The sequence below is a fragment of the Pseudoduganella sp. SL102 genome (genome assembly GCF_027856995.1).
In the GTDB taxonomy this organism is placed as follows: domain Bacteria; phylum Pseudomonadota; class Gammaproteobacteria; order Burkholderiales; family Burkholderiaceae_D; genus Rugamonas; species Rugamonas albidiflava.
The window spans coordinates 7,416,697-7,443,147 of record NZ_CP115554.1 but is presented as its reverse complement, the minus strand read 5'-3'; the positions used below and the strand labels follow the sequence as shown (position 1 = coordinate 7,443,147).

At 61.8% G+C, this 26,451-nt stretch carries 17 protein-coding genes, 2 tRNA genes and 3 rRNA genes; 17 read left to right on the top strand and 5 right to left on the bottom strand.

The features are described from left to right. Positions 1-347: 347 nt before the first annotated feature. The 3 genes from OU994_RS31630 to rtcA (OU994_RS31620) are packed head-to-tail and all read left to right on the top strand — an operon-like array spanning position 348 to position 4,686. Complete coding sequence (locus OU994_RS31630) at positions 348-2,372, top strand: esterase-like activity of phytase family protein (protein WP_281609118.1); 2,025 nt, start codon at positions 348-350, stop codon at positions 2,370-2,372. Between the two features lie 51 nt (positions 2,373-2,423). Then, the gene (locus OU994_RS31625) at positions 2,424-3,656 is read left to right on the top strand and encodes an RtcB family protein (protein ID WP_281609117.1); all 1,233 of its coding nucleotides are present in this window, start codon (positions 2,424-2,426) and stop codon (positions 3,654-3,656) included. A 4-nt stretch (positions 3,657-3,660) separates the two neighbouring features. Beyond that, positions 3,661-4,686 (top strand): RNA 3'-terminal phosphate cyclase, encoded by a 1,026-nt coding sequence (gene rtcA, locus OU994_RS31620; protein WP_281609116.1) that lies wholly within the window; start codon positions 3,661-3,663, stop codon positions 4,684-4,686. Positions 4,687-4,699: 13 nt separating this feature from the next. Here rtcA (OU994_RS31620) and rtcR read toward each other — a convergent pair whose 3' ends face one another. Beyond that, on the bottom strand, positions 4,700-6,310 hold the full coding sequence (gene rtcR / locus OU994_RS31615) for an RNA repair transcriptional activator RtcR (protein ID WP_281609115.1): 1,611 nt from the start codon (positions 6,308-6,310) through the stop codon (positions 4,700-4,702). Between the two features lie 169 nt (positions 6,311-6,479). Between rtcR and OU994_RS31610 the strand changes: the two genes are divergently transcribed. From OU994_RS31610 to rtcA (OU994_RS31600), 3 genes are read left to right on the top strand one after another with little or no spacing between them, the layout of a single operon-like run. Next, positions 6,480-6,674, top strand: a complete 195-nt coding sequence (locus OU994_RS31610) for a hypothetical protein (protein WP_281609114.1) — start codon at positions 6,480-6,482, stop codon at positions 6,672-6,674. Beyond that, a complete protein-coding gene (locus tag OU994_RS31605; RefSeq protein WP_281609113.1) occupies positions 6,671-7,906 on the top strand; it encodes an RtcB family protein in 1,236 nt (411 codons plus the stop codon). Before OU994_RS31610 ends, OU994_RS31605 begins: the two co-directional genes overlap by 4 nt. A 59-nt stretch (positions 7,907-7,965) precedes the next feature. Further along, on the top strand, positions 7,966-8,988 hold the full coding sequence (rtcA, locus tag OU994_RS31600) for an RNA 3'-terminal phosphate cyclase (RefSeq protein ID WP_281609112.1): 1,023 nt from the start codon (positions 7,966-7,968) through the stop codon (positions 8,986-8,988). 31 nt (positions 8,989-9,019) lie between these two features. Here the strand turns inward: rtcA (OU994_RS31600) and OU994_RS31595 are convergent, their stop codons facing one another. Further along, on the bottom strand, positions 9,020-11,125 hold the full coding sequence (locus OU994_RS31595; protein WP_281609111.1) for a TonB-dependent receptor: 2,106 nt from the start codon (positions 11,123-11,125) through the stop codon (positions 9,020-9,022). Positions 11,126-11,587: 462 nt separating this feature from the next. On the opposite strand from OU994_RS31595, the gene OU994_RS31590 reads away from it, so the two are divergent. The 8 genes from OU994_RS31590 to OU994_RS31555 all read left to right on the top strand — a co-directional run bounded on the left by OU994_RS31590 (position 11,588) and on the right by OU994_RS31555 (position 21,250). Beyond that, positions 11,588-13,118: ribosomal RNA gene (locus tag OU994_RS31590) — 16S ribosomal RNA — on the top strand. Between the two features lie 81 nt (positions 13,119-13,199). Then, positions 13,200-13,276, top strand: a tRNA-Ile gene (locus tag OU994_RS31585). 7 nt (positions 13,277-13,283) lie between these two features. Then, a tRNA-Ala gene (locus tag OU994_RS31580) sits at positions 13,284-13,359 on the top strand. A gap of 215 nt (positions 13,360-13,574) precedes the next feature. After that, positions 13,575-16,450 (top strand): 23S ribosomal RNA (locus OU994_RS31575). Positions 16,451-16,581: 131 nt separating this feature from the next. Then, positions 16,582-16,694: ribosomal RNA gene (rrf, locus tag OU994_RS31570) — 5S ribosomal RNA — on the top strand. The 16S, 23S and 5S rRNA genes sit together here with 2 tRNA genes alongside, the layout of an rRNA operon. Positions 16,695-17,007: 313 nt before the next feature. Beyond that, a complete protein-coding gene (locus tag OU994_RS31565) occupies positions 17,008-18,204 on the top strand; it encodes an IS256 family transposase (protein ID WP_281608671.1) in 1,197 nt (398 codons plus the stop codon). Between the two features lie 296 nt (positions 18,205-18,500). After that, positions 18,501-19,400 (top strand): phosphatidate cytidylyltransferase, encoded by a 900-nt coding sequence (locus OU994_RS31560; protein WP_281609110.1) that lies wholly within the window; start codon positions 18,501-18,503, stop codon positions 19,398-19,400. Further along, positions 19,397-21,250, top strand: coding sequence for a bifunctional alpha/beta hydrolase/class I SAM-dependent methyltransferase (locus OU994_RS31555; protein WP_281609109.1), 1,854 nt, complete (start codon positions 19,397-19,399; stop codon positions 21,248-21,250). Before OU994_RS31560 ends, OU994_RS31555 begins: the two co-directional genes overlap by 4 nt. Here OU994_RS31555 and OU994_RS31550 read toward each other — a convergent pair. Beyond that, on the bottom strand, positions 21,201-21,818 hold the full coding sequence (locus tag OU994_RS31550) for a CDP-alcohol phosphatidyltransferase family protein (RefSeq protein ID WP_281609108.1): 618 nt from the start codon (positions 21,816-21,818) through the stop codon (positions 21,201-21,203). The two genes, OU994_RS31555 and OU994_RS31550, sit on opposite strands and share 50 nt — an antisense overlap. Further along, positions 21,794-23,011: a phosphatase PAP2 family protein gene (locus OU994_RS31545; protein ID WP_281609107.1), complete on the bottom strand. Its 1,218-nt coding sequence runs from the start codon at positions 23,009-23,011 to the stop codon at positions 21,794-21,796. The genes OU994_RS31550 and OU994_RS31545 overlap by 25 nt, the downstream gene beginning before the upstream one ends. Positions 23,012-23,029: 18 nt before the next feature. Between OU994_RS31545 and OU994_RS31540 the strand changes: the two genes are divergently transcribed. Then, positions 23,030-24,073, top strand: a complete 1,044-nt coding sequence (locus tag OU994_RS31540) for a patatin-like phospholipase family protein (protein ID WP_281609106.1) — start codon at positions 23,030-23,032, stop codon at positions 24,071-24,073. Further along, positions 24,070-24,801 (top strand): SDR family oxidoreductase, encoded by a 732-nt coding sequence (locus tag OU994_RS31535; protein WP_281609105.1) that lies wholly within the window; start codon positions 24,070-24,072, stop codon positions 24,799-24,801. The genes OU994_RS31540 and OU994_RS31535 overlap by 4 nt, the downstream gene beginning before the upstream one ends. 38 nt (positions 24,802-24,839) lie before the next feature. Here the strand turns inward: OU994_RS31535 and OU994_RS31530 are convergent, their stop codons facing one another. Continuing rightward, positions 24,840-25,388 (bottom strand): acyloxyacyl hydrolase, encoded by a 549-nt coding sequence (locus OU994_RS31530; RefSeq protein ID WP_131148770.1) that lies wholly within the window; start codon positions 25,386-25,388, stop codon positions 24,840-24,842. A gap of 154 nt (positions 25,389-25,542) precedes the next feature. Here OU994_RS31530 and OU994_RS31525 point away from each other — a divergent pair, with 154 nt between their 5' ends. Beyond that, on the top strand, positions 25,543-26,448 hold the full coding sequence (locus tag OU994_RS31525; protein WP_281609104.1) for an NAD(P)-dependent oxidoreductase: 906 nt from the start codon (positions 25,543-25,545) through the stop codon (positions 26,446-26,448). Positions 26,449-26,451: the final 3 nt, after the last annotated feature.

Genomic DNA, 26,451 nt, shown 5'->3' with positions numbered 1-26,451 from the left:
TGATCTGGCGGGGGTTTTTTGCTTTCCAGCACCTGTTTTGGTTATAAACAAAAACCGGGGACAGGCTCCGATTTCGTCTGGAAACCGATAGCAAAACCAGTGACAGGCTCCGATTTCGGGAAACCTTTCGAAAACAATCGGAGCCTGTCACTGGTTTTCAGAAAGCTTTCGAAAACAATCGGAGCCTGTCACTGGTTTTCAGGAAGCTTTCGAACATAATCGGAGCCTGTCACCGGTTTTGATGCTTTCCGAGGTCCCGGCTACGCCATCGATTCCGCTGCACCTGCCTGTCATCGCCAGGTCACGTCATCCTTATAGACTGCTCCTTTTCATTCGAAGAGGCCCGCATGAAGCTCCCCCGTCTTTCCCTGTTATCGCTCGCTGTCATCCTGGCCGCCTGTGGTGGCGATAACGATTCGCCGCCTGCCGCCGCGCCCGTCAAACCCCAGGTCAGCGGTTTGTTCCTCGATGGAGCGGTCGAGGGAGCGGAATACGTGGCGGGGACAGCGGCGCGGGCAATGACGGGCAGCAAGGGGGAGTTCACTTGCGCCGAAGGCGACACGGTCGCCTTCACGCTTGGCGGCGTTTCACTGGGCAGCGCACCATGCGCCGCAACGATCACGCCGCTGCAACTGGCCGGCGCCGACGACGTCAAGGACAGCAAGGTCACCAACCGCCTGCTGGCACTGCAACTGCTGGACGACGATGGCGATCCCGCCAACGGCATCAGGATCACGGCCGACGCCCGGACCGCGCTGGCAGGCAAGAACCTCGACTTCACCGCCGCGCCCGCGGCCTTCGACAAGGCACTCGCCGCGCTGCTGGCCTCCGCCGGAACGAAATACGCCGCCCGCACCATCGACGACGCCCGCCGCATGCTGGTGCGCGAGCACTTCGAGGATACGCTGGCATCGAAGCTGAACGCGCCGGTCGTCGAAAAATTCACGCAAGGCACGGTCGACGTCAGCGTGACCCGCTATCAGATCCAGGCCCACGGCAAGTTCCATATTCCCTATGAAGGCGGCAACGGCAAAGTGAAGCAGGACTTCCCGCTGGGTTTCCTGCCCTCGTATGGCTCCGCGCTGGCGTTCAAGGGCGCCAGCGCCAACGGCGACCTGGAGTTCTATGGCCTGACCGACCGCGGCCCCAACGGCGATGGGCCTAACGTGCCGTCTCTCAGCGGTTCCGGAACGATGGGCAGCAAGATATTCCCGTCGCCGTCGTTCACGCCCTCGATCGGCCTGATCACCGTCGGCAAATCCGGTGCGGTGCTGAGCTCGTCCATGCCGCTCAAGGCTTCCGCCGCGGTGAACACCAGCGGCCTGCCGATTCCGGAAGGCTCGCTCGGCAATTCAGCGGAAATTCCGGTCATGGACACGATGAAGTTCGACGCCGCCGGCAAGGCGAAATTCGACGTGAACGGTATCGACAGCGAAGCCGTGGTGTTCGACAAGGCCCGCAATGCGCTGTGGGTTTCCGACGAATACGGCCCCTTCATCGTCAAGGTCGACGCAGGCAGCGGCGTCATCCTGGCGAAATATGCCCCGGGCACCGGCTTGCCGAAGATCTTCGCCAGGCGCCGCGCCAACCGCGGCATGGAAGGCCTGACGCTGGACAGCGGCACGGACAAGCTGCATGGTTTTCTGCAAAGCCCGCTGAGCGACGGCAGCGCCCTGTATGCCGTCACCGGCAAGAACGAGCAGGTCGAGCGCTTCGCGCGCTTCACCCGCTGGGTGGAATTCGATCCGAAAACCGGCGCGGCAACGAAGATGTACGCCTACCCGATCGCGGCCGCCGATTACCAGGATGGCCGTACCGGCAACGCCAAGCTGGGCGACGTGGCCGCGCTGGGCAACGGCAAGTTCATCGTCATCGAGCAGGGCGCTGATCCGTCAGGCAAAGTATTCAACAAACTGATGCTGGTTGAAATCGGCAATGCCACCGATATCGCCGCCGCCGCGTTCAACGCCGATACGTCGGATCTCGAAAAGAGCTCGATGGCCGGCGCCGCCGTCAATGGCGCCGACTGGTCGAAGGTGATGCCGCTGAAGAAAACACAGTTGCTCGACCTGAATGCGATCGGCTGGCTGGCCGAGAAGGCCGAAGGCCTTGCCGTCGTCGACGGCAATACGCTGGCGATCGTCAACGACAACGACTTCGGCCTGAAAACCCGGGTCTTCGCTCCATCCGGCGAAGCGGTGGCCGATGCCGATGTCACCAAGTGCAATGTCGATGCCGCCGGCACGATCGCCACCGCCAGTGCGCCTGGCTGCAACGCCGCGAATACGATCCATGTGGCGCGCGGCACCGATCCGGAACGGCCGAGCCGGCTGTGGCTCCTCAAATTCGGCAAGCCGCTCAGCAGTTACTGATCGTGTGCGCCGCTCCTGCCGGATCGCACATAATGCCGGCAGGAGACCAGCATGAGCGCAGATTACGACACCATGGAGGTGAAGGGCGGCCGCCCCGTCAAGATGTGGACGCACGGCGTGCCTGTGGAGCCGGAGGCAAAGGAGCAACTGGCGAACACGGCGAAGATGCCCTTCATTTACAAGCACATCGCCGTAATGCCCGATGTCCACCTGGGCAAGGGATCGACGATCGGCAGCGTGATCCCCACGCTGGGCGCCGTCATTCCGGCCGCGGTGGGCGTCGACATCGGCTGCGGGATGATGGCCGCAAAGACCACGCTGACGGCCAGCGACCTGCCCGATAACCTGGGGCCGCTGCGCAGCGCGATCGAGAAGGCGATTCCGCACGGCCTGTCGCCGAAGACGCGCGGCTTCAAGGGGCGCGACGAAGGCTCATGGCAGAATCCGCCGTCCGCCGTCGATATCGCTTGGTCGCAGTTGAAGGACGAGTTCGATGTCATCTGCGCCAAGACGCCGAAGCTGCGGCATACCAACAACTACAAGCACCTCGGCACGCTCGGTACCGGCAACCACTTCATCGAAGTCTGCCTCGACGAGGAAGGCACCGTCTGGCTGATGCTGCACTCCGGTTCGCGCGGCGTGGGCAATGCCATCGGCACGCATTTCATCGAACTGGCGCAACAGGACATGCGCACCCACCTGGCCAACCTGCCGGACCGCGATCTCGCGTACCTGAAGGAAGGCACGCAGCATTACGACGATTATGTGGAAGCGGTGGGCTGGGCGCAGAAGTTCGCCCGCATGAACCGCGAGGTCATGATGCAGAACCTGGTCAAGGCTGTCCGCAGCGTCATCAGGAAACCTTTTGAAACACACGTGGAAGCCGTCAACTGCCACCACAACTACGTACAGAAGGAACGCCACTTCGGCCAGGATGTGCTGGTGACGCGCAAGGGCGCCGTGTCGGCCAAGGCCGGGGAGCTGGGCATCATCCCGGGCTCGATGGGCGCGCGCAGCTACATCGTGCGCGGCAAAGGGAATGAAGACAGCTTCACCAGCTGCAGCCATGGCGCCGGCCGCACCATGAGCCGCAGCGAGGCCAAGCGCCGCTTCACGCGCGAAGACCAGGTGCGCGCCACCCAGGGTGTGGAGTGCCGCAAGGACGAAGGCGTGGTGGACGAGATCCCGATGGCGTACAAGGATATCGACGCCGTGATGCACGCCCAGCGCGACCTGGTCGAGGTGGTGCATACATTGAAGCAGGTCGTCTGTGTGAAGGGCTGATGCGATGATCGAGCTGGATGGCTCAACAGGAGAGGGCGGCGGACAGATCCTGCGTTCGTCGCTGACGCTGTCGATGATCACGGGGCAGCCGTTCCGGATCAGGAACATCCGCGCCAATCGGCCGAAACCCGGCTTGATGCGGCAACACCTGATGGCGGTGCGGGCCGCCGTTGCCGTATGCAACGCGGACGTCAGCCAGGCGGAGGTGGGCTCCACCGAACTGGCATTCACGCCGCGCTGCATCAAGGGCGGCGTCTACGAATTCGCCATCGGTACCGCCGGCAGCGCCACGCTGGTCATGCAGACATTGATTCCCGCCCTGCTGCATGCGGATGTGCCCTCGGTGGTGAAGGTCAGCGGTGGCACCCACAACCCGAAAGCGCCGCCGGCGCACTTCATCGAACGTGCCTATGTGCGCCTGTTGCAGGCCATGGGCGCCCAGGTCGACTTCGAGCTGAAGCGCTTCGGGTTCTATCCCAACGGCGGGGGCGAAGTCTGCGCCGCCATCTGGCCTTGCGCGCAATTGCGCCAACTGCACCTGCCCGAGCGGGGCACGCTGCATCAGGGACGTGCGGAAGCCTATGTGGCGGCGATCCCGCTCTCGGTCGCGCAACGCGAACTCGAATGCATCGGCAAGGCGCTGCACTGGCGGGACGACCAGTTGTCCGCGCATCCGCTGTCCAACGACCAGGGGCCGGGCAATGCGATCGTGATCGTGCTGGAGAGCGAACACGTGACGGAAGTGTTCTCGTCGGTGGGCGAGAAGCGCCGGCGCGCCGAGGACGTGGCCGGCGACGCGGTGCTCGAGGCGCGGCGTTACCTGATCTCCGGTGCCGCGGTGGGCGAACATCTGGGCGACCAGCTGATGCTGCCGCTCGCGCTGGCCGGCGGCGGCAGCTACACGCTGGATCATGTGTCGCAGCATGCGATCACGAATGCGGAAGTGATCGCGCAATTCCTGCCGGTGCACGTGACATTCGAGGCCGGGGAGCGGTACAGCACGTGCACGATAGCGCCAAGGGCGGCCTGAGAACGATGGCGGCCTAAGGCAGGCCGCGCAGGCCGCGCACATCGTCCCACGCCAGCCCATGGCGTGCCAGGTACTTCTTCAACCGGTCGGCATCGTTCGGCTTGGCCTTGTCCATGCGCGACACGCCAAACAGCTTGCGGCCGGCATCGGACAGGCTTGCGCAATCCGCGCAGACTGCTACCACCGCCTCCAGCTGCAGCCTGTCGAACAGGTCCAGCGCCGCGATCCGCTCGCGGCCGAGCAGCGTCTCCAGGTCGACGACACCGCATCCCGGCGCTTCCGGCTCGCGCCATGCCTGACGCAGGCGGCCGATCTCGGCATCGGCCACCGATGTCGTGATACGGCCACCCTCGGCCAGGGTAGCCATGCGTGTCACCGACGCATACAGGTCACGGAAATTCCCCTTCCACCGCGCGCCGGGTGAGGTCGCGAAGCGCAGGAACCCGGCACGCGACTCCTTGTTGAAACGGGCCACCTGGCCGATCTCGACACCGGCTTGCTCCAGCAGGTAATCCAGGTTGGGTTCGATGTCTTCCGGGCGCTCGGCCAGGCTGGGCAGCGAGTAGGTCCACAGGTTGATGCGGGCGAACAGGTCTTCGCGAAAACGGCCGGCTGCCACCTCGTGCGCCAGGTTGCGGTTGGTACCGGCGATGAGCTGGAAATCGCTTTGCACTTCGAGATCGCCGCCTACCGGCAGGAAGCGTTTCTCCTCCACCGCCTTGAGCAGCATGGCTTGCTCATCCAATCCCAGTTCACCGATTTCGTCGAGGAACAGCAGGCCCTTGTGCGCCGTGCGCAGCAAGCCGGGCCGCTCGGTCGCGGCCCCGGTGAATGCCCCCTTCACATGGCCGAACAGTGTCGACGCGGCGCCATCGCCATGCAGGGTGGCGCAGTTGATTTCCACGAAGCGGCCGTTGAGCTGGTGGCGGATTTTCTTCAGCTCGAAAATCCGGCGTGCCAGGAAGGATTTGCCGGCTCCGGTGGGACCCATCAGCAGCATGGGTGCGCGCGAGCGGACCGCCACGTGTTCGATTTCATCGATCATGCGATTGAAGCGTGCATTGCGCGTGGCAATGCCGGATTTCAACAGCTCCACCCCTTCCGTACGGGCATGGGAAAAGCGTTGCGCGATCAGGTCATAACGGGACAGGTCCAGGTCGATCAGCGTGTACTCCCCGGGGCTGCCGAGGCCGTGGCGGCGCGGTGGCGAGGATTGCAGCAGGCAGCCGGGAAAATAGCGTGCCTCGGTCATCAGGAACAGGCAGATCTGGACCACGTGCGTGCCGGTGGTGATATGGATCCAGTAGTCCTCCTTGTCGGTGTCGAAAGGATAGCTGCGGGCAAAATCGAACAGGCAGCCATAGACCTCTTCGAAATCCCACGCGTCGCGCAGCGGCAGTTCGTGCGCCTGCACGACGGTCTCCGGCGACACCGTGCCGATGTCTTCCTTCAGCTGCCTGGCGAGCGCCTGGGCGGGCGTGCTGTAAAGCAGCTCGAAGCGGTCGACGACCAGGTCTTCATGCTGGGCCAGGGCCACGCTGGGCCGCCACTTTTCCCAGCGTGCGCTGCCCTTGCCGCCGTCCAGCTGGGTGCCCAGGAAGCCGATGATGACCGTCTTCTTCATTTTATAAACCATTATACGAAAAGATAAATTCTAACGGTTGGCTGTTTTCGTTGCCAGCCTTAATACTCGGAAAATCAACCACTTGCGATTTTCATCACGCATGGCACGCCAATTGCAGAAGAGATGGAAGAAGGCTGGCCGAGGTGGCTGGCCACGACAGGGGAAACTCATGGATTGGGTGATCAGTGTGACCGGCATGGCGCCGGATCGGCAATCGCCCGGGCTGACGGTAGTCGGCCGGGGCACGAACGGTGGCGCATGGCGCTTCCATGTGCACGGCCCGCGCTGGCAGGCCAGCGTGGCACGGCAGGTTCTCGCCGAGCTGTGCGCATCGAACCCCGCACCGAACAAGGAGAATCAATGAAAACCGGACAATACGACATGATGGACGTGGAGGGCGGCAGCCCGGTGAAAATGTGGACGAAGGGCGTGCCTGTCGAGCAGGCGGCGCGCGAGCAGCTCGCCAATACCGCAAGGATGCCGTTCATCTACAAGCACATCGCGGTGATGCCGGACGTCCACCTGGGCAAGGGATCGACGATCGGGAGCGTGATTCCCACGCTGGGTGCGATCATCCCGGCAGCCGTCGGGGTCGATATCGGTTGCGGGATGATGGCCGCGAAGACCACGCTGAACGCGCGCGACCTGCCGGACAACCTGGGACCGCTGCGCAGCGCGATCGAAAAGGCCATCCCGCACGGCATGTCGCCGAAGACGCGTGGTTACCGCGGACGCGACGTGGGATCCTGGCACGATGCGCCATCCACGGTCGATGCCGGCTGGATGCAGCTGAAGGACGAATTCGATGCGATCTGCGAGAAAACGCCGAAGCTGAAGAACACGAACAATCACCGCCACCTCGGCACGCTGGGCGGCGGCAATCACTTCATCGAGGTATGCCTGGACGAGGAAGGCGCCGTATGGTTCATGCTGCACTCCGGTTCGCGCGGCGTAGGCAATGCCATCGGCACCCACTTCATCGAGCTGGCGCAGCGGGAGATGCGCACGCACATGGCGAACCTGCCCGACAGCGACCTGGCCTACCTGCGCGAGGGCACGAGCCACTACGACGATTACGTGGATGCGGTGGGGTGGGCGCAAAAGTTCGCCCGCATGAACCGCGAAGTCATGATGCGCAACCTGATCGCCGCGGTGCGCACCGTGATCGCGAAGCCGTTTGAAACGCACGTGGAAGCGGTCAACTGCCACCACAACTACGTGCAGAAAGAAACGCACTTCGGCAAGGAGGTACTGGTCACCCGCAAGGGCGCGGTGTCCGCACGCGCGGGCGAACTGGGTATCATCCCGGGCTCGATGGGCGCGCGCAGCTTCATCGTGCGGGGCAAGGGGAATGCGGAAAGCTTCCACAGCTGCAGCCACGGCGCCGGCCGCACGATGAGCCGCAACGAAGCGAAGCGGCGTTTCACGCTGGCGGACCAGGAGCGCGCCACCGAGGGCGTCGAATGCCGCAAGGATAGCGGTGTGATCGATGAGATCCCGATGGCCTACAAGGATATCGACGCCGTGATGCGGGCCCAGGATGAACTGGTCGAAGTGGTGCACACGCTGAAGCAGGTCGTATGCGTGAAGGGCTGAATGCCGAGAGCTGGATGCCGAGGGCTGAGCACTGGGTTAATGGTTGAAAGGATGAAGCGATGATCGAGATAGATGGTTCGCTGGGCGAGGGCGGCGGCCAGATCGTGCGCAGTGCATTGACGTTGTCGATGGTGACGGGGCAGCCGTTCCGGATCAGGAATATTCGCGCCGGCCGGCCCAGGCCCGGCCTGATGCGGCAACACGTGGCGGCCGTGAATGCCGCCGCCAAGGTGGCTGCCGCCGAAACCGGCCCTGTCGCGGTCGGAGGGAACGAGCTGTGCTTCGTGCCGCGCAGGCTGCGCGGCGGCGATTACGAATTCGCGATCGGCAGCGCGGGCAGCAGTTCGCTCGTGTTGCAGACGCTGCTGCCGGCCCTGCTGCACGCCGGGGAACCGTCGAGCATCAGGATTACCGGCGGCACGCACAATCCGATGGCACCGCCGGTGGAATTCCTGCAGCGAGCCTATCGGCCCTTGCTGGAAAGGATGGGGGCGCACTTCGCCATCGACTTGCGGCGGCATGGCTTCTATCCGGCAGGTGGCGGTATGGTGGAAGCGCGGGTAAGCCCGGTCGCGGCCTGGCGGCCTGTCGATTTGCTGGAGCGGGGCGATCGCAAGGGCGGCTACGCGGAAAGCGTGATCGCCGGCGTGCACCACAGTGTGCTGACGCGGGAGCTGGAATGCGTGCGTACGGCGATGGGCTGGACCGAAGAGCAGATGAAGCCCGTGGCCCTGCCCGATAGCCACGGCCCGGGCAACGTATTGCTGCTGACCGTCGAACATGACCATGTCACCGAGGTGTTTACCGCTTTCGGCGAGAAGATGCTGCGCGCCGAAGCGGTGGCCAAGCGCGCGGTGCAGGAAGCTCGCCGCTACCCGGCTTCAGGCGCCGCCGTGGGGGAATACCTGGGTGACCAGCTGATGCTGCCAATGGCCCTGGCCGGCGGCGGCAGCTTCAGTGTTGAGCGGGTATCCCAGCATGCGCGGACCAACGCGGACATCATCAGCCTGTTCCTGCCGGTGACGTTCAGGTTCGAACAGCGCGAGCGCCATGCCGTTTGCACGGTGGAGCGGCGCGCCTGACGCGGTGCCGCGGCTGGCACTGCGTCCGGCGTCAGAACAGATACTGCGCGCTGAAGCCGGCCTGCCAGTTGCGACCGGGTGCTGCCTCGTAATAGCGCTTGTTCGTGTCCCCGACGATGACCGACCCCACGTAGTCCTTGTCGAGCAGGTTGTTCAGGCGGACGAATTCCTTCAATCGCCAGCCGCCGACCGGTTGCGTGGCCGTGAAGCGCAAGTTCAGCAGGCCGTAACCCGGCGCGGCTTTTTCCCGGTTCGTGTCCTCGGCATAGACCTTGCCGTTGGCGAGCGCTTCGAGCGCCGCGCCGTAGCGGCCGCGGGCGTCCTTCCATGCCAGTTCGCCGTAAGCGGTGGTGCGCGCGACACCTGGCAGCCGGCTGCCCTCGGCCACGTTGCCGAAGGCCTGGTCGTAGACGGCACGCAGGCCGGTGAGCGCGGCGCGGGCGGAGAATCCACCGGTCCAGGATGAGTCGACGGATACCTCGATGCCCTGGCGCAGTGTCTTGCTGGCGTTGCGGTAGCTCGTGCGCCCGCCGCTGGAAGCGTCCACCACCACTTCATCGCGTGTGCGGACTTCGAACAGCGCCGCATCCACGCGGGTGTTCTCCGTCACCCGGATCTTGGTACCGGCTTCCAGGTGAGTGCTGCGCGCCGGGCGCAGTTGGTAGTTGAACCCGTCGCCGGTGCCGGAGTAGAACAGTTCATTCAATGTCGGCGTTTCAAAGCCGCGCGCCGCGCTGACGTAGACGTTGAGGTCGGGCGTGAGCTTGTACAGCGCACCCAGCACCGGCGTCGTGCGGGTGAACGTGAGATCGCCGCTGTCATTGCCATTGTCGAGGAAGCGGTCGTCGACCTCCACCTTTACGCGGCTGTGCCGCACGCCAGCGGTAAGGCGCCAGGGGCCGCTTTGCCATTCAGCTTGCACATAAGGGTCGACGTTCGAGACCTCATCTTCCTCGTCGCGGCGCAACGCGCCCTTCACGCCGAGCTGAGTGCCGGCGAAGTTTTCATAACCCTTGCGGTCGTCCGTCGAGCGGTCGTAGTCAAGGCCGACGGTGGTGCGCAGCACGCCGTGGTCGAAGCGCCGGACGTCCGTCCAGTTGATGGCCACGCCGTGGAAGTTGCGGTCGAAATCGATCACGCCGCCGGAATGGGTTGCCGGCGCCTGGAAGCCGCGCGAGAAGGATTGGTACTGCACCACTTCGCGATTGCCGCCATATGCCATCAGGTGCAGCCGGTTCTCGCCGAAATAGATGTCGTAGCTGGCGCCGGCCTGCTGGTGGTCGATGCTCTTGCGGGTGTTATAGCGGTCTGCGTAGGTGCGCTTCGGTGTCTCGGTATCGGTCGGATCGATCTCGCCGGCGCGCGGATCGCGCTGGTAGGTCGCCCACTGCACGCCGAGCGGGTCTTCCGTATCCTTCTGGCGAAGGCTGCTGGCCACCAGGGTCAGCTTGCTGCGCGAGTCCGGAGTCACGGTCAGCTTGGCGAACTGCTGGTCGCGGCGTGCCGCGCTGTGATCGCGATAGCCGTCGGTCTCGAAGCGGGAGGCGTCGACAACATAGCCGATCTTGCCGTCGCGCCCCTGCGCGCTCAAGTCGACCTTGCGCTGGCCGTCGCTGCCGGCCATGACCGACATCTCGGCCGAAGCCGGTTCCCTGCCATCTTCCGTGAAGAGCTGCACGACGCCGCCGGAATGGTTTCCGTATAAGACGGAGAACGGCCCGCGCAGTACTTCGATGCGCTGGGCGCGATCCAGGTTGAAGGTGGCGGCCTGGCCCTGGCCATCCGGCATGGTGGCCGGAATGCCGTCCGCAATCAGGCGTACACCGCGTACACCAAAGGCCGAGCGGGCGCCGAAGCCGCGCGAGGAGATTTGCAGGTCCTGTGCATAGTTCTGGCGGTTCTGCACCACCAGGCCAGGTACCGCTACCAGGGATTCCGACGCGTTGACCCGCAATTGGGCATCGCGGATACGGCTGGTATCGATGACGTCGATCGCCGCCGGCAATTCAAAGCTGGCATGCTCGATCCGGCTGGCGGTAATGACGACCACGTCGGCCAATGGTTCAGTCGCCGTGGCGGATGCGGAATAGGCCGCGCACAACGCGGCGGTAAGCTTCAGTAGGGAAGGTGGTCGCATGGATGGGCTCGCATTGATTGTCGAGCACTATACCGCGCGGATAAAAATCGCGTCGCTGGGCTTGCGAAGAGATTCTCTGTTTGCTATAGTTCCGTCCCTGCCGCAACGCACTAGTGAAAACGAAACGCTGCGGCAGGTAAGTTTGAATCGTTCACGCAACATTGCGATACAAACCGAGGGGTTGACGAGCTGCACGAAACACCGCATAATCTCATCTCTCTGCTGCTGACAAACACAACGATTTGTCGATAACTGCAGCAAGCGCCTGAGGGCAGAATTCTTTAACAATCAACAGTCGATAAGTGTGGGCGTTTGATGTGATGTGCCTCCCGGACTTCGGTCCGGAATGCTCAAAATATAGCATCAAACGCTTACACAAGTAATAAAACGTGATCATCTTCGGATGATTCGTCAGTTATTTGAGTGAGTGACCTCCGATAGCAGTATCGGAAAACAGAGATTAAACTGAAGAGTTTGATCCTGGCTCAGATTGAACGCTGGCGGCATGCTTTACACATGCAAGTCGAACGGCAGCACGGGCTTCGGCCTGGTGGCGAGTGGCGAACGGGTGAGTAATATATCGGAACGTGCCCAAGAGTGGGGGATAACGTAGCGAAAGTTACGCTAATACCGCATACGATCCAAGGATGAAAGCAGGGGACCGCAAGGCCTTGTGCTCCTGGAGCGGCCGATATCTGATTAGCTAGTTGGTGAGGTAAAGGCTCACCAAGGCGACGATCAGTAGCTGGTCTGAGAGGACGACCAGCCACACTGGAACTGAGACACGGTCCAGACTCCTACGGGAGGCAGCAGTGGGGAATTTTGGACAATGGGGGCAACCCTGATCCAGCAATGCCGCGTGAGTGAAGAAGGCCTTCGGGTTGTAAAGCTCTTTTGTCAGGGAAGAAAAGGGTACGGCTAATATCCGTGCCTCATGACGGTACCTGAAGAATAAGCACCGGCTAACTACGTGCCAGCAGCCGCGGTAATACGTAGGGTGCAAGCGTTAATCGGAATTACTGGGCGTAAAGCGTGCGCAGGCGGTTTTGTAAGTCTGTCGTGAAATCCCCGGGCTTAACCTGGGAATGGCGATGGAGACTGCAAGGCTAGAGTTTGGCAGAGGGGGGTAGAATTCCACGTGTAGCAGTGAAATGCGTAGAGATGTGGAGGAACACCGATGGCGAAGGCAGCCCCCTGGGTCAAGACTGACGCTCATGCACGAAAGCGTGGGGAGCAAACAGGATTAGATACCCTGGTAGTCCACGCCCTAAACGATGTCTACTAGTTGTTGGGTCTTAATTGACTTAGTAACGCAGCTAACGCGTGAAGTAGACCGCCTGGGGAGTACGGTCGCAAGATTAAAACTCAAAGGAATTGACGGGGACCCGCACAAGCGGTGGATGATGTGGATTAATTCGATGCAACGCGAAAAACCTTACCTACCCTTGACATGTCAGGAATCCTGGAGAGATCTGGGAGTGCCCGAAAGGGAACCTGAACACAGGTGCTGCATGGCTGTCGTCAGCTCGTGTCGTGAGATGTTGGGTTAAGTCCCGCAACGAGCGCAACCCTTGTCATTAGTTGCTACGAAAGGGCACTCTAATGAGACTGCCGGTGACAAACCGGAGGAAGGTGGGGATGACGTCAAGTCCTCATGGCCCTTATGGGTAGGGCTTCACACGTCATACAATGGTACATACAGAGGGCCGCCAACCCGCGAGGGGGAGCTAATCCCAGAAAGTGTATCGTAGTCCGGATTGTAGTCTGCAACTCGACTGCATGAAGTTGGAATCGCTAGTAATCGCGGATCAGCATGTCGCGGTGAATACGTTCCCGGGTCTTGTACACACCGCCCGTCACACCATGGGAGCGGGTTTTACCAGAAGTAGGTAGCTTAACCGCAAGGAGGGCGCTTACCACGGTAGGATTCGTGACTGGGGTGAAGTCGTAACAAGGTAGCCGTATCGGAAGGTGCGGCTGGATCACCTCCTTTCTAGAGTCGGCACTGATCGCAAGATCGTGCATCAAACGCTCACACTTATCGGCTGTTGTTAGAGAAACAGTAGAAGCGCGCGGGTCTGTAGCTCAGCTGGTTAGAGCACCGTGTTGATAACGCGGGGGTCGTTGGTTCGAGCCCAACCAGACCCACCACGAACACGGGGGATTAGCTCAGCTGGGAGAGCACCTGCTTTGCAAGCAGGGGGTCGTCGGTTCGATCCCGTCATCCTCCACCATCGCTTCTGTTAAGAAATCAAATCTAAGCCCTGCGGTTTAAATTTGATCTTTTAGAGATCACTGCTGTTTCGCTCTTTAACAATCTGGAAGAAGTAAAGTTTTATTAAGCGTATTCAGCAATGAATACACTTAGGGTAGTGTTCCGAAAGGAACGCATACAAAAACTCATCAAACACAGTAGTAAATGCTTGCGCTATAGCCGTCAAGGTTATAGGGACAAGTGAATAAGTGCACATGGTGGATGCCTTGGCGATTACAGGCGATGAAGGACGTAGAAGTCTGCGATAAGCTTCGGGGAGCTGACAAACGAGCATTGATCCGAAGATTTCCGAATGGGGAAACCCGGCCTTATAGGTCATCACTCACTGAATACATAGGTGTGTGAAGCGAACGCGGCGAACTGAAACATCTAAGTAGCTGCAGGAAAAGAAATCAACCGAGATTCCCAAAGTAGTGGCGAGCGAAATGGGAAGAGCCTGCATATGATAGTCGGACTGGTAGTGGAAGCCTCTGGAAATAGGCGCCATAGTGGGTGATAGCCCCGTACGCGAAATCAGACCGGTGGTACTAAGTATGCGACAAGTAGGGCGGGACACGAGAAATCCTGTCTGAATATGGGGGGACCATCCTCCAAGGCTAAATACTCGTAATCGACCGATAGTGAACCAGTACCGTGAGGGAAAGGCGAAAAGAACCCCGGGAGGGGAGTGAAATAGATCCTGAAACCGTGTGCATACAAACAGTCGGAGCGGACTTGTTCCGTGACGGCGTACCTTTTGTATAATGGGTCAGCGACTTACATTCAGTAGCGAGGTTAACCGAATAGGGGAGCCGCAGAGAAATCGAGTCCGAACAGGGCGCTAGTTGCTGGGTGTAGACCCGAAACCAAGTGATCTATCCATGGCCAGGTTGAAGGTGCGGTAACACGCACTGGAGGACCGAACCCACTAATGTTGAAAAATTAGGGGATGAGCTGTGGATAGGGGTGAAAGGCTAAACAAACTTGGAAATAGCTGGTTCTCTCCGAAAACTATTTAGGTAGTGCCTCAAGTATCACCATCGGGGGTAGAGCACTGTTATGGCTAGGGGGTCATCGCGACTTACCAAACCATTGCAAACTCCGAATACCGATGAGTGCGAGCTTGGGAGACAGACATCGGGTGCTAACGTCCGGTGTCAAGAGGGAAACAACCCAGACCGCCAGCTAAGGTCCCAAAGATTGGCTAAGTGGAAAACGAAGTGGGAAGGCTAAAACAGTCAGGATGTTGGCTTAGAAGCAGCCATCATTTAAAGAAAGCGTAATAGCTCACTGATCGAGTCGTCCTGCGCGGAAGATGTAACGGGGCTAAGCCAGTCACCGAAGCTGCGGATATGCATTTATGCATATGGTAGGAGAGCGTTCTGTAAGCCTGCGAAGGTGTCTTGTAAAGGATGCTGGAGGTATCAGAAGTGCGAATGCTGACATGAGTAGCGATAATGCGGGTGAAAAGCCCGCACGCCGTAAGCCCAAGGTTTCCTGTTCAACGTTCATCGGAGCAGGGTGAGTCGGCCCCTAAGGCGAGGCAGAGATGCGTAGCTGATGGAAAGCAGGTTAATATTCCTGCACCGTCGTATGATGCGATGGGGGGACGGATCGCGGAAGGTTGTCTGACTGTTGGAATAGTCAGTTTCTGGTTCATAGAAGGTGCTTAGGCAAATCCGGGCACATAATTCAAGGGACTGGGACGAGCGCCCACGTGGTGCGAAGCAATCGGAAGTGGTTCCAAGAAAAGCCTCTAAGCTTCAGTCATACGAGACCGTACCGCAAACCGACACAGGTGGGCGAGATGAGTATTCTAAGGCGCTTGAGAGAACTCGGGAGAAGGAACTCGGCAAATTGGTACCGTAACTTCGGGAAAAGGTACGCCCCAGTAGCTTGACCACTTTACTGTGGAAGGGTGACAGGGTTGCAATAAAATGGTGGCTGCGACTGTTTAATAAAAACACAGCACTCTGCAAACACGAAAGTGGACGTATAGGGTGTGACGCCTGCCCGGTGCTGGAAGATTAAATGATGGGGTGCAAGCTCTTGATTGAAGTCCCAGTAAACGGCGGCCGTAACTATAACGGTCCTAAGGTAGCGAAATTCCTTGTCGGGTAAGTTCCGACCTGCACGAATGGCGTAACGATGGCCACACTGTCTCCTCCCGAGACTCAGCGAAGTTGAAGTGTTTGTGATGATGCAATCTACCCGCGGCTAGACGGAAAGACCCCATGAACCTTTACTGTAGCTTTGCATTGGACTTTGAACCAATCTGTGTAGGATAGGTGGGAGGCTTTGAAGCGGGGACGCCAGTTCTCGTGGAGCCAACCTTGAAATACCACCCTGGTTTGTTTGAGGTTCTAACCTTGGTCCGTTATCCGGATCGGGGACAGTGCATGGTAGGCAGTTTGACTGGGGCGGTCTCCTCCTAAAGTGTAACGGAGGAGTTCGAAGGTACGCTAGGTACGGTCGGACATCGTGCTAATAGTGCAATGGCATAAGCGTGCTTAACTGCGAGACCGACAAGTCGAGCAGGTACGAAAGTAGGACATAGTGATCCGGTGGTTCTGTATGGAAGGGCCATCGCTCAACGGATAAAAGGTACTCTGGGGATAACAGGCTGATTCCTCCCAAGAGTTCATATCGACGGGGGAGTTTGGCACCTCGATGTCGGCTCATCACATCCTGGGGCTGTAGCCGGTCCCAAGGGTATGGCTGTTCGCCATTTAAAGTGGTACGTGAGCTGGGTTTAAAACGTCGTGAGACAGTTTGGTCCCTATCTGCCGTGGGCGTTGGAAATTTGAAGGGGGCTGCTCCTAGTACGAGAGGACCGGAGTGGACGAACCTCTGGTGTACCGGTTGTCACGCCAGTGGCATTGCCGGGTAGCTAAGTTCGGAAGAGATAACCGCTGAAAGCATCTAAGCGGGAAACTTGCCTTGAGATGAGATTTCCCGGAGCCTTGAGCTCCTTGAAGGGTCGTTCGAGACCAGGACGTTGATAGGTCAGGTGTGGAAGTGCAGTAATGCATTAAGCTAACTGATACTAATTGCCCGTACGGCTTGTCCCTATAACCTTGACGGTTATGAATCAATGATGATTCCTCGCATTTACTCTTTGATGAGAGTTACCCTCGCTTTACTTCTTCCGGATTGAGCAGTGACGTTGCCCCATAGGGGACGGCACTGCGTACAAGTCATGCCTGATGACCATAGCAAGTCGGTCCCACCCCTTCCCATCCCGAACAGGACCGTGAAACGACTTTGCGCCGATGATAGTGCTGCAACCAGTGTGAAAGTAGGTTATCTTCAGGCTGTTACATAGAAAAACCCCGCTAGCGTGTGCTGGCGGGGTTTTTTGCTTTTGGCCACCCAGATTGTTACCAAAAAAACCGGGGACAGGCTCCGGTTTCACCACGAAACCGCCGCGAAAGCTGTAGCGAAACCGGGGACAGGCTCCGATTTCGTGGCGAAACCTGCAACGAAACCAGGATTGTGTCCCGCAGCGTGGTGTATGAAGACTTCGCCAGAGTTGGCGTTTAGGAAGGCAGCTTGAGGGCGGCCATTGTGATTCTTGAGGTAATGTTGGGTTTGCGAAGACCTTAACAAAACCACAGTAGGAGCCACAATGACCGACGCCACTATCGCATTATCCGAGCTCGCCGAAAAGGGGGCAGAAGCAGATTTCATCCGTCAAACGCTGCAGCACGCCCTGCAGCGGCTTATGGAGATGGATGTCGAAGCGCTCTGCCAAGCTGCATACGGCCAACGCAGCGATGAGCGCATTAACAGCCGCAACGGCTACCGTGACCGGGCTTACGAAACCCGGGCCGGCAAGGTTGATCTGAAAATCCCGAAGCTGCGCAGTGGCAGCTACTTCCCCGGCTTTCTCGAGCCAAGGCGCACTGCCGAAAAGGCGCTCACTGCAGTCATCCAAGAAGCCTACATCCAGGGGATCTCGACGCGCTCAGTCGATGAGCTGGTCAAGGCAATGGGCATGAGCGGGGTATCGAAAAGTCAGGTTTCCCGGCTGTGCGAAGAGATCGACGAGCGCGTACAAACGTTCTTGAATCGGCCGATCGAAGGCGATTGGCCTTACCTGTGGATCGACGCGACATACGTGAAGTCGCGCCAGGCCGGGCGGGTCGTTTCCGTGGCCGTGATAATCGCCGTGGCCGTCAATACCGATGGTGTGCGTGAGATTCTTGGCGTAGCAACTGGGCCTTCGGAGGCAGAGCCTTTCTGGACCGACTTCCTGCGCGGTCTGACGCGTCGCGGCCTACGTGGCGTGAAGCTGGTCATTTCCGACGCCCACGAAGGCCTCAAAGCCGCTGCCAGCAAAGTACTCAAAACGAGCTGGCAGCGCTGCCGCGTCCACTTCATCCGCAATGCCCTGGCCCATGCTGGAAAGGGCCAGCGACAAGCCGTACTCGCCATGATCAACACGATCTTCGTGCAGGAAACTGCGGAAGCGGCCAGTGCACAGTGGCGCATCGTTGCCGATCAGCTGCGGGCCAAATTTCCGAAACTGGCTGCGATGATGGACGATGCTGAGCACGAGGTACTGACGTTTATGACCTTCCCGAAAGCGCATCGGACCCAAATTCACAGCACCAATCCGCTTGAAAGATTGAACGCCGAGGTGAAGCGTAGAACCAACGTCATCGGTATATTCCCTAACGATGCCGCCATCATCCGCTTGGTCGGGGCCATGATGCTCGAACAGAATGACGAGTGGTCCTTGCAGCGCCGATACATGCAGCTTGAAGGATTATTGTCCTTGAGCGACAATCAGCCCGCACGGCTCTCCGCCGTGATTAACTGATCGGGGACCCAGCCCCTTGAGAATCACTTCTCATACACCACTCCTGGGGACACTATCGAAACCAGTGACAGGCTCCGATTTCGAGAACCTTTCGAACATAATCGGAGCCTGTCACCGGTTTCCTGGAAGCTTTCGAAAAGAATCGGAGCCTGTCACCGGTTTTAATGCTCTTCGAAGTCCCGGCTACCTCACTGATGCCTCCGCCGGGCGCTGCACGGCCTCGCTCCTGATTGCCGACAACCGGTCTCACGCGTACGCTTACTATAATGAAGGGTTGTCATCCCATAAGCGTCGCCATGCTCCCGTTCCTTTCGTCCGGTTCACAAATCGGCATCGCCATGACCGCCCTGTATGGCTTGCTCGGCATTACTTCGCTGCTGGTGCAGCGGCTGGCCGCCCCCACCGGCAGCTTGCGCAACCAGGTCAACGCATGGTGGCGCATCTTCCCTGTCGTCACGATCGCACTGCTGCTGTATCCACTTGGCCCCTGGTTGCTGGCAGGGCTGATCTGCCTGCTGGCAGTGCGTGAACTGGCGCCGTATGCCGATGAGGCGTCATCGCATTTCCGTCGCAATGCCGCGCTGGTCGTCAGTGCGGCGACCGCCCTTCAACTGCTCGTACCCGCGGTGTTTCCGGTCGTCCTGCCTGCGCTCATCGTTGCGCAATTCCTCTTCTTTCGGGCTCGTCCAGTCAAACCGTCACTCGTCTATCTTTTATTGTGGCTGACGATCGCGGCAGCGTGGTCGATCGTGCGGTTCATCGACATCCCGGCCGGCCCCGCAGCCAGCCTTGCATGGCTGTTTTACCTGTTCATCGTTACCGCCCTCAACGATATCGGCCAGTTCATCGGCGGCAAACTGTTCGGCAGCCACAAGATCGCGCCCACGATCAGCCCGAACAAGACATGGCAGGGCCTTGCCGGCGGCGTGGCCGTTTCGCAATTGCTGACACTGGTCCTGGGCAGCTACCTCCAGCTTGGCTCACCCGCCAGGATGGCCGCGTATGCCTTGCTCCTGTCCGTTGGGGGCTTCGCCGGCGACCTGATGTTTTCCGCCGCGAAGCGCTATCTCGGCATCAAGGATTTTTCACAACTGATCCCCGGGCACGGCGGCATTCTCGACCGGATCGACAGCCTCGTCGTCACCGCGCCACTGCTGTACATTCTGGTCATTACCATGGAAGGCACAACCTCATGAAAAGCGAACATCCGGCAGCGTGGACCACGTCCGAAGCGGGCTTCGATGCCGGCGATGGCACCCGCCTGTTTTACCGCGCGTGGCAACCGAAGTCGCCGCGCACCGACGGCCCCCAGCGCGCCCTCGTGTTCCTGCACCGGGGCCACGAGCATTCGGGACGCATCGGGCCCCTGGTCGAGCAGTTCGGTCATGGGGATGACTGGGCTTTCGCCTATGATGCGCGTGGCCACGGCCATTCGCCGGGAGAACGGGGTGCGGCGCCCGGATTCACCACGCTGGTCGATGACCTGGATGCTTTCGTCGCCCACATCGCGCAGCGCTACGGCATCGCGCGCGAAGACATGCTGGTCGTCGCGAACAGCGTCGGTGCGGTAGTGGCGGCAACGTGGCTGCATGACTATGCGCCGCGCATCCGCGGGCTGGTCATGGCCGCCGCCGCGTTCAAGATCAAGCTGTACGTGCCGCTGGCCAGACCGGCGCTCCGGTTCGCGCGCCGCTTCAAGCCCGACCTGTTCGTCACCAGCTATATCCGCCCGGGGATGCTCACCCATTCGAAGCAGGAAGCCGATGCCTACGCGGCCGATCCCCTGATCGCCAAGAGCATCTCCGCCCAGATCCTGCTGGAGCTCGCCGATACCGCGGAGCGCATCGTGAAAGACGCGGCCGCGATCGACACTCCCGTCCTGATGCTGGCGGCGGACAAGGATTACGTGGTCCATGAAGCGCCGCAAAAAGTGTTTTTCGAGCGGCTGTCCTCGCCGCTGAAACGCTATGTCCAGCTGCGCGACTGCTATCACGCCGTGCTCTATGAGCGCGACATGTCGGCGGCCCTGGCCGCATGCCGCGAGTTCATCGCCGGATGCTACGCACGCGAGCCGCTGCCGCCCACGCATTACGTGCAGGCGGACAGCGCGAGCGCCAGCGCCCGGGCCTACGCGGCACTGCAGCGCAATGAATACGGTAATCCGCTCACCCGTGCGTCGTATGCCCTGCAGCGCCGCATGCTCAAGGCGCTCGGACCGCTGAGCGACGGCATGCGCGTGGGGCTTACGCACGGCTTCGATTCCGGCGAGTCGCTGGACTATGTGTATCGCAACCACGCTGGCGGGAAGGTGATATTCGGCGCGGTGATGGACCGCGGCTATCTCGACGCGGTGGGCTGGCGCGGTATCCGCGTGCGCAAGGTGCAGCTGCAGCACCTGCTGGCACAGCGCATCGCCGCGCATCCGGTCCCGCATCCGGCCGAGAACCTCGCCACGACTATTGGCCCGGCTCATGCCGCAAACCGCGCCCAACCTCCGCTGCGTATCCTCGACATCGCGTCCGGTTCCGCGCGCTATGTGCTGGAAACCGTCAAGCGATTCCAGGACCGCCCTATCGAAGTCACGCTGTGCGACTATGCGCAGCATAACGTCGACCGCGCACGCGCGCTGGCCGCGAGCCTGCAGCTGCAGGCGAAAGTGGATTGCCGCCGGCGCGATGCATTTGACAGTGCCAGCTATGCGGGCGAAGAGGGCACTTACGATATTGCCGTGGTGTCCGGCCTGTATGAACTGTTCAGCGACAATGCCATGGTGCTGCGCTCGCTGGAAGGCGTCTTCGCCAGCCTGCGTGCGGGAGGGCACCTGATCTATACGGCGCAGCCGTGGCACCCGCAGCTGGAAATGATTGCTGGCACGCTGACCAGCCACCGTGGCGAACCGTGGCGCATGCGGCCCCGCCCCCAGGCGGAAATGGATGCCCTGGTTCGCGTGGCCGGTGGCGAGAAGATCGCCACAATGATCGGCGTGGACGGCATCTTCACCGTGTCGGTGGCACGCAAAGCCGCAGCGCCTGGCGCAGCCGGTTGACGATCGTCAGCGCGCACAGCAGCAGCACCACGCACAGCAGGCCATTGCTCCAGGCGGGCGTCACGCCCGAACCGATCAGCAGCGCGATCACGCCCAGGGCAAAGGCGCGGTCGCTCTTGCCCATCGGCCCGTCGAAACGGCGCGCCACGCCGATGCCCTGCGCCAGCACGCCGGCAAATTCGGCAAGCAGCGCCGCCACCACCACCCCGACCACCAGCGGGGCCGATATCCCGGCCGCCAGCGCGAACGGCAGATACAGGGCGGCGTCGGACACCTGGTCACCCATCTCGTTGAGCACCGCGCCCAGGCTGGTCTTGTTGCCGGTCGCGGTGGCGAGCATGCCATCGATGGCGTTCAGCGCCATCCGGAACAGCAGGAAGGCCGGCAAGCCATACCACAGGGCCGCGCTATCCGGGGCGGCGACAAGCGCCGCGCCATAGGCGCAGGAGAGGAACATCGCCGCCAGCGTTACCTGGTTCGGCGTCACGCCGATGCGGGCGAGCGACGACAGCAATGGCCGCAGCAATTGCTGGAAGCACGGTTTCAACTGGTAGATCGAGAAAGCCATCGTTGGTTTTTCCTTGCATAGAGACGGGCGATGAAACGGCTGCGACTGTAACCCATTGCGCAGTGAAGGAACACTGCGCGGCCGGGCCGGTGCTGCTCGGCCAGCAATGCCAGCACGGCGCGCACCTGCGACGGGCGCGGCGCGTGCAGGTCGAGCAGCGGCGCATGGTGATAGCACGCGCCGCGCAAGGCCGCGGCTTCCGGCAGCTCCGGCGACAGGTCGATCACGCTGCAACCGTCTGGCAGGCGCCGCGCTTCCGCGGCGGACAGGCGCCGCCCGACGAACAGGCCTGGCGCCAGCTCGGTGAACGCGGCGCGGCCGCGCTCGCGGTAGCGAACCAGCGCCCATGTGAGCAGATACCCGGCCAGGTAAGGCCAGTACAGCAGCCAAGCGGCCAGCGAATGGCGCCCACCGTCCTTGCGGAGAAAGCGCGCGTCGCGCCGGGCGTATGCCAGTGCCACCAGCAGCAAGCATGCGGCGGCATACAGGGCGAGCCAGCTGCCCAGCACGAACCAGCCGGCATGCAGCGTGATGCCGGCCGCGATCGTGTAGTAAAAGGCGACCGTCGAACGACGGGTCGCGCCGGGGCGCACGAGCCAGGCCACGGCCGCGCCCAGCGCCAGTCCCCCCAGCACGTCGGCCGCATGGTGCTGCCAGGTGAACAGCGTGCTCGCGGCCACCAGCATCAGCCACGCCGCCAGCGCGAGGCGCCGCCAGCCCCGCACCAGCGGCCGCAACGCCAGCCAGAACAGCAGGCAGTAAGCCACGTGCAGCGAAGGCAGCTGGTTGTAGGGCTGGTCCACGATATCGAGAAAGCCGTAGGCCGCGGCCAGGAACGGGTTGTCGAGGGCAGGGCGTGCCGAAGTAAAGCGGGCCGGGTAGACAGCGAACGCCAGTGCTGCCGTCACCGTTGCCAGCAGCATGCGCCGGCTCGCCACGCGTAGCTCCTCGGCGCTGCGCACGAGCAGGAAAACCAGCACGAAAAACAGCGAGGAACTGGCATAGGGAACGATCATCCATGGCCAGAACGGCACGGCGGCATCGAGCGGCAGCGCCACGCTGTGCTGCGCCGGCAGGCGCGCGGCAATCGTATGGCTGAGCGGGTAGCACAGGCCGAACACCAGCCAGTTGCCCAGCAGGTGGACGGCGCGTGCCCGCGCCGATGGCGCCTTGCCTTGTCGTGGTAATCGCATTTGGGCATTATGCAGGGCATGGAGAAAACGCATCAATACGCGCGTTGCCTGGTCCTGGCCGGTGGCGGTTTCCGCTTCGGCTATTACCTCGGCATCCACGCGGCAGCCGAGGACACCGGCCATGCGCCGGACCTGCTGCTGGCAACGTGCGGAGGCGCCGTGGCGGCTGCCACTATTGCACGCCTGCCCGATGCGGCGGCGCGCAAGGAATGGCTGGCGTCGCGGCAAGTGCACGCATTCCTCGCCGGCCTGCAATCGACCGCGCGCGCGGCACCGTTGCCGATGCTGGCCGGCGCGGCGCGGCGCTGGATGCGCCGGTCTCCCGTGCCGCTCATCCCCGACCTGTTCGACGACTACCTGTTCGAGCTGCCTGCCGGCTTGCCATTGCCACCCGCGTCCGGCCACGCGGCGCCCGCGGTGGCGATCGTCGGCGGCAAGCTGCTGTTCAACCGTGAAGAGGTGGGCCAGCCGCGCAGCGCCCGCGCGCTCTTCGTGGAAACCGTGTTCGGCGATGTCCGCGTGGCCGCCCTGGCCGATGGAACTCCCGCTGCCGTGGCCGACCCGCGCTGGAGCGACGGCGCCATCGCACCCGTCCTGCAAGTGGACAGCGCGATGCCGCTGGAGGACGCGGTCCGCACCTCGCTGTCGGACATGTTTTACTTCCGCTGCCACCAGCATGCGGCCAGCCACTACACCGGCGGCGTGATCGACCTGTTTCCGATCGAGCTGGCGCGGCGCCTGGCGGCCAGCGTGGCGATGGAACGCAAGGGCCGGCCGGACCCCTGGCTGGTGGCGCCGGCATGGCGCGCGGTGCTGGGCATCGATGGCGATGCGCGGCTGCGCGCGGTGCACGGGCAGGCTGCGGACGTGTGGATCGATACACAGGACATGGCGCAGGCGCTGCGCGGCCACGGCTTGAAAAAGCGGGTCCGCTGGCGGGAGAACCGCTTCCGCCTGATCGCGCCCGCCAGCTACGACGATTACCGCGCCCAGGTCGAAGCCCAGTGGCAGTACGGCTACCGGAAAGGGCACGCGGCCTACACAGGACGCCACCTGCCATGAAAAGGATCATGATCATCGGCGGCACGCGCGGCATCGGCCAGGCGCTGGCCGAACACTATGCCGGGCAGGGCGCCACGCTGGCCCTGTGCGGACGCGATGCCTCGCGCCTGGACGGGCACCCGCTTGCAAGTCATCCGCAAGTGCGGATCGAGGCCGTGGACATCACCGACCGCGCGGCGCTCGAACGCGCCATCGGCGCTTTCAGCCCGGTCGACCTGCTGGTCGTTACCGCCGGCCAGTACACCGACGCGGCAGGCATCGCCGCCAATCCGGAAGCCACGCTGCCGGTGCTGGCCACCAACGTCGGCGGCCTGTACGATGCGTTCGATATCGCCGCCCGGCACATGCGGCGGCAAGGCCATGGGCACCTGGCCGCCGTAGCCTCCATCGCCGGCCTGTTGCAGGACTATCCGGGCGCCTCGCTGTACAGCGCCAGCAAGCGCGCCGCGATCGCGATCTGCGATACCTTCCGCAAGGCGCTGGAACCGTTCGGCATCGCCGTCACCGTCATCGTGCCCGGTTATGTCGACACCGCCCGCCTGCGCGAACTGAACGGCGGCGATGCGCACCGCAAGCCGTTCCTGCAAACCGAAGCGCAAGCCGTGCGGCGCATCGTGGCGGCCATCGCGCGGCGCGAAGCATGCTGCGTCTTCCCGTGGCAGCTGCACCTGCAAGTCAGGCTGTTCAACCTGCTGCCAGGGTTCCTGCAACGCCTGCGCCAAAAATAAAAGCCCGCCGAGGCGGGCTTCTTCCGGGCGGTTCCGGATCAGAACCGGTAAGCCAGCTTCACCACGCCGTAATCGACGCCGCTGTTCGGCTTCTTGATGCTGCCGTTCGAGAAGTGCTGCATCTTCACCGCCACTTCCCAGTTCTTGTTGAACACATAGCCGATGCCGATGTGGTCGCCGAACTGGAATGCCGTCGACAGGCGGTCATCGTTGTTGTTATAGGTTTCGGACATCAAGTGCGCGCCGATGCCGATTTCGGCATAGAAGCCCAGCTTGTTCTTGTTCTCGAAGCGGAATACCGGCGTGAAGCCGATATCGACGATGTGCTGCTTGTCGCCCGGGACGTTCTTGTACTGGCGGCCCTGCCAGTAGCCGGCGCTGGCATCCCAGTAGCCGGTCAGGTGCGTGTTGCCGGAGTCGAACCAGCTCCAGTTCGGGTTCCAGTCCTTGGTCACGCCCACGCGTGCCATGCGGATTTTCGAGGCGGTGGCGGCTTCGCCATACACGCCGTCGATCAGTTGGCCATCGGCCGCGAATGCGGCATGGGCCGCCATCAGTGCGGCCACGGCCGCGATTGTTTTTTTCATGTGCCTGTTCTCTCAAGTGACATGCTGTATCCGTAGCGATACGGCAATCCAAATATTGTAGCGGGCTCGGCAGATTTAAGCTGAAGGGCACCTAAAGGGTAGAATCGACGCCATCTTGCTTGATAAATACGCAACGACATGGAGCGATAATAAAGTGGCATTCTTTACGAAAATAACTTTTCTCGGTATCGGCTTGATGGGAGAGCCGATGGTCCGCCGGTTGCTGCACGCCGGCTTACCCGTCAGCGCGTGGAATCGTACCTTCAGCAAGGCCGAACGCCTCGCACCGGACGGCGCCATTGCCGTGCCGCATCTGGCCGATGCCGTGCGCGACGCGGATATCGTCATTTCCATGCTGGAAGCCGGCCCGGTGGTCGGTGCCGTCATCGATGACGCATTGCCCGCACTGCGCCAGGGCACGCTGTGGATCGACATGAGCTCCACCCGCCAGTCCGAAGCGCAGCAATTCCATGCCCGCCTGGTGGCGGCCGGCTGCCGCTTCGTGGATGCGCCCGTATCCGGCGGCGTCGGCGGAGCCCAGGCGGGAACGCTGGCGATCATGGCCGGTGGTGCCGAGGCGGACATCGAATACGCCCGTCCGGTCTTCGAAGCGATGGGCCGCGTCACCCGGGTCGGCCCGGCCGGCGCGGGCCAGGTCTCGAAGCTGTGCAACCAGCTGATCGTGGGCGGCACGATCAATATTGTCGCGGAAGCGTTATTGCTGGCCCAGGCGGCGGGCGCCGATCCCGCCGCAGTGCGGGCGGCGATACGTGGTGGTTTTGCGGAAAGCCGCATCCTGGAGGTGCACGGCCAGCGCATGCTGGAGCGCAATTTCCTGCCGGGCGGCCAGGTCGCCACGCAACTGAAAGACCAGCACAACATCCTGGCCGCGGCGGCGGCGGCCGGCATCGCGCTGCCGGTCACCAGCCTGGTGACGGAGCGCTACGAATCGATCGGGGACGAGTATCCGCAAGCGGACCATGCGGCCGCGCTGCTGGCGCTGGAGCGCCTGAATCCGGGCCAGCGCGTGGGCGACGCGCCGGACCAGTTGCCGGCCTGAGCC

Bases quoted from the DNA above. Each gene is read 5' to 3' on its own strand.
- OU994_RS31530 (WP_131148770.1), bottom strand. From the start codon at position 25,388: ATGAAAAAAACAATCGCGGCCGTGGCCGCACTGATGGCGGCCCATGCC.
- OU994_RS31545 (WP_281609107.1), bottom strand. From the start codon at position 23,011: ATGCGATTACCACGACAAGGCAAGGCGCCATCGGCGCGGGCACGCGCC.
- OU994_RS31540 (WP_281609106.1), top strand. From the start codon at position 23,030: ATGGAGAAAACGCATCAATACGCGCGTTGCCTGGTCCTGGCCGGTGGC.
- OU994_RS31595 (WP_281609111.1), bottom strand. From the start codon at position 11,125: ATGCGACCACCTTCCCTACTGAAGCTTACCGCCGCGTTGTGCGCGGCC.
- OU994_RS31625 (WP_281609117.1), top strand. From the start codon at position 2,424: ATGAGCGCAGATTACGACACCATGGAGGTGAAGGGCGGCCGCCCCGTC.
- rtcR (WP_281609115.1), bottom strand. From the start codon at position 6,310: ATGAAGAAGACGGTCATCATCGGCTTCCTGGGCACCCAGCTGGACGGC.
- OU994_RS31630 (WP_281609118.1), top strand. From the start codon at position 348: ATGAAGCTCCCCCGTCTTTCCCTGTTATCGCTCGCTGTCATCCTGGCC.
- rtcA (WP_281609116.1), top strand. From the start codon at position 3,661: ATGATCGAGCTGGATGGCTCAACAGGAGAGGGCGGCGGACAGATCCTG.
- OU994_RS31565 (WP_281608671.1), top strand. From the start codon at position 17,008: ATGACCGACGCCACTATCGCATTATCCGAGCTCGCCGAAAAGGGGGCA.
- rtcA (WP_281609112.1), top strand. From the start codon at position 7,966: ATGATCGAGATAGATGGTTCGCTGGGCGAGGGCGGCGGCCAGATCGTG.
- OU994_RS31560 (WP_281609110.1), top strand. From the start codon at position 18,501: ATGCTCCCGTTCCTTTCGTCCGGTTCACAAATCGGCATCGCCATGACC.
- OU994_RS31535 (WP_281609105.1), top strand. From the start codon at position 24,070: ATGAAAAGGATCATGATCATCGGCGGCACGCGCGGCATCGGCCAGGCG.
- OU994_RS31555 (WP_281609109.1), top strand. From the start codon at position 19,397: ATGAAAAGCGAACATCCGGCAGCGTGGACCACGTCCGAAGCGGGCTTC.
- OU994_RS31605 (WP_281609113.1), top strand. From the start codon at position 6,671: ATGAAAACCGGACAATACGACATGATGGACGTGGAGGGCGGCAGCCCG.
- OU994_RS31550 (WP_281609108.1), bottom strand. From the start codon at position 21,818: ATGGCTTTCTCGATCTACCAGTTGAAACCGTGCTTCCAGCAATTGCTG.
- OU994_RS31610 (WP_281609114.1), top strand. From the start codon at position 6,480: ATGGATTGGGTGATCAGTGTGACCGGCATGGCGCCGGATCGGCAATCG.